The sequence below is a fragment of the Vibrio sp. M260118 genome (genome assembly GCF_036533755.1).
In the GTDB taxonomy this organism is placed as follows: Bacteria; Pseudomonadota; Gammaproteobacteria; order Enterobacterales; family Vibrionaceae; genus Vibrio.
The window spans coordinates 1-2,322 of sequence record NZ_JATABG010000455.1 but is presented as its reverse complement, the minus strand read 5'-3'; the positions used below and the strand labels follow the sequence as shown (position 1 = coordinate 2,322).

The following is a 2,322-nucleotide window of genomic DNA, read 5'->3' as shown; positions in this document are numbered from 1 at the left end:
GTCGTAAAGCCACCCCATTTCATACCAAACTTGTTGGCGTTGAAAGAGTTAACGATCAGCACCACAATCGGCAAATACAAGAAGGCATATACCAAAGTCATAAAGCCAAATCTAACTGTACGTCCCATCAGTTTAGCTCCACTTTTTTGTTCATTAACTTGCCCGCTCGATAGTAGGCATACAACATGATCGCCATGGCTATGGTTAATGCAATGCTGGTGGCGGCACCAAACGGCCAGTCACGAGCATTAAGCACTTGGCTCTTAATCACATTACCGATCAGTAGGTTCTTCGCTCCACCCAGTAAATCTGAAATGTAGAACATACCCAATGCAGGAAGAAGAACCAATAAGCAGCCACCAATGATGCCCGGAGCAGTCAAAGGCAGAATGACTTTAGTGAACGTCTGGAACTTGTTCGCTCCCAAATCTTTTGCCGCTTCGAGGTAAGTGTTGTCCAACTTCTCGATTGCCGAGTAGAGCGGCAGAATCATGAAAGGAAGCAGGATATACACTAGACCGATCATTACCGCAGTTTCGGTGTACATTAAACGAATCGGTTTATCGATGATCTCCATGGCTATCAGAGACTTATTTAAAATACCTTGCGTACCTAATACGATTTTCAAACCGTAAGTACGAATAAGCGAGTTAGTCCAAAATGGCACAATGACCAAAAACAGCATGATAGGACGCCATTTCTCAGGCATCTTCGCCACAATGTACGCAAATGGGTAGCCGATAACCAAACAGAGCAAGGTCGCAATAATCGCCATATAGAACGAGTGCCACAGAACCTTGGCGTAGAGAGGGTCCATCAAGCGGAAGTAGTTATCCAGCGTGAAAGTCATCTCTATCAGGTTGGCTTCATCACGAGTTAGGAAACTGGTACCGATAATCATCAAGTTAGGCACTAACACAAATAGTGTTAGCCAACCGACGATCAGGGTGATGATGGCGTTCTGCAGACTAAACGTCTTGGCTTTCATTGAGTACCACCTCCCAGCTTTCAACCCAAGTAATGGCCACTTTTTGACCTAATGAGTGGTCAACGTCTGGATCGTCTTCGTTAAAGAACTCGCTAACCATGACTCGCATGCCAGACTCTAGTTCAATAACCGAATCAAGCGTCATACCTTTGTAGGTGCGCTCGGTAACGTGACCAACAATGCCTTTTTGTTCAGACTCTTTGATCTCTTCGATGCGTAAATCTTCAGGGCGAAGTAAAACTTGAAGTTTTTCACCTTCAGTCGCAGGTTGATCGTAATAGACCACCGATTCCACACCTTCGATCTCTGCGCGAATACGTTTTTCGTCGATACGCTCAATCATGGTCGCATCAAACACATTGATCTCACCAATAAAGCGAGCAACGAATAGATTCTTCGGTTCTTCATAGATCTCGCGAGGAGAACCATCTTGTTCAACAACACCATCGCGCATAACGATGATACGGTCTGACATCGAAAGCGCTTCTTCTTGATCGTGAGTAACGAAGATAAAGGTGATCCCAAGCTGACGCTGAAGTTGCTTAAGTTCAATCTGCATCTGTTTACGCAACTTATAGTCAAGCGCAGACAGAGACTCATCAAGCAGAAGAACCTTCGGCTTATTAACTACGGCGCGTGCGATAGCGATACGTTGTTGTTGGCCACCAGAAAGCTGATGAGGTTTACGCTGCGCCATTTTTTCAAGGCGAACCATACGTAATGCTTCCATCACGCGAGGTTCAATATCATTTGAAGGTACTTTTTGCATACGCAGACCAAAGGCAACGTTTTCGAATACCGTCATATGAGGGAATAGGGCATAACTTTGGAACACAGTGTTTACATGCCTTTGCTCCGCAGGGACTTGAGTTACGTTTTGGCCATCAAGGATAATTTCACCTTTGTCGGCGGTTTCAAAACCGGCAATCATCCTAAGTACTGTGGTTTTACCACAACCTGAAGGACCCAAAATCGTTAAAAACTCACCATGATTCACATCGAGGTTTAGATCTGCAATGATTTCCTTACCATCGAAACTCTTGCTAATCCCAGTCAATTTAACTACTGGTTTTCCTGCGTCTTGTTTAGCGTTCAACGTCTGTTTATCTCCCACCTTGGTCAATAACTAAAAATGACCCATAGTTACACAAATTAGAGGCGCGCATCATAATCAGCAAAATTGTGAATTCAAAGCATTTTCTTACCTTGAAACACAAATAATTTTGCAGGCAAAAGTAAACTTTCCTTACCATACTCTGTGTTAACCTTTAAAGTTGAGTCGTGGAAGGTGAATTTCCTTTAATTCTGAACCACGTATCGACTGATACAATGCC

General features: G+C 43.9%; 2 protein-coding genes and 1 pseudogene. All 3 read right to left on the bottom strand.

Annotation, left to right across the window (positions count from 1 at the left end):
• Positions 1-128: pseudogene (gene potC, locus QTO00_RS18275) on the bottom strand (spermidine/putrescine ABC transporter permease PotC); the annotation flags it as partial.
• A complete protein-coding gene (gene potB / locus QTO00_RS18270; protein ID WP_331426047.1) occupies positions 128-988 on the bottom strand; it encodes a spermidine/putrescine ABC transporter permease PotB in 861 nt (286 codons plus the stop codon). The gene potB and the pseudogene potC, both read right to left, overlap by 1 nt.
• Positions 969-2,102 (bottom strand): spermidine/putrescine ABC transporter ATP-binding protein PotA, encoded by a 1,134-nt coding sequence (gene potA, locus QTO00_RS18265; RefSeq protein WP_331426046.1) that lies wholly within the window; start codon positions 2,100-2,102, stop codon positions 969-971. Before potA ends, potB begins: the two co-directional genes overlap by 20 nt.
• Positions 2,103-2,322 lie beyond the last annotated feature (220 nt).

What these genes read in the sequence shown, in the direction of transcription:
- potB (WP_331426047.1), bottom strand. Translation starts at nt 988, where the DNA reads ATGAAAGCCAAGACGTTTAGTCTGCAGAACGCCATCATCACCCTGATC.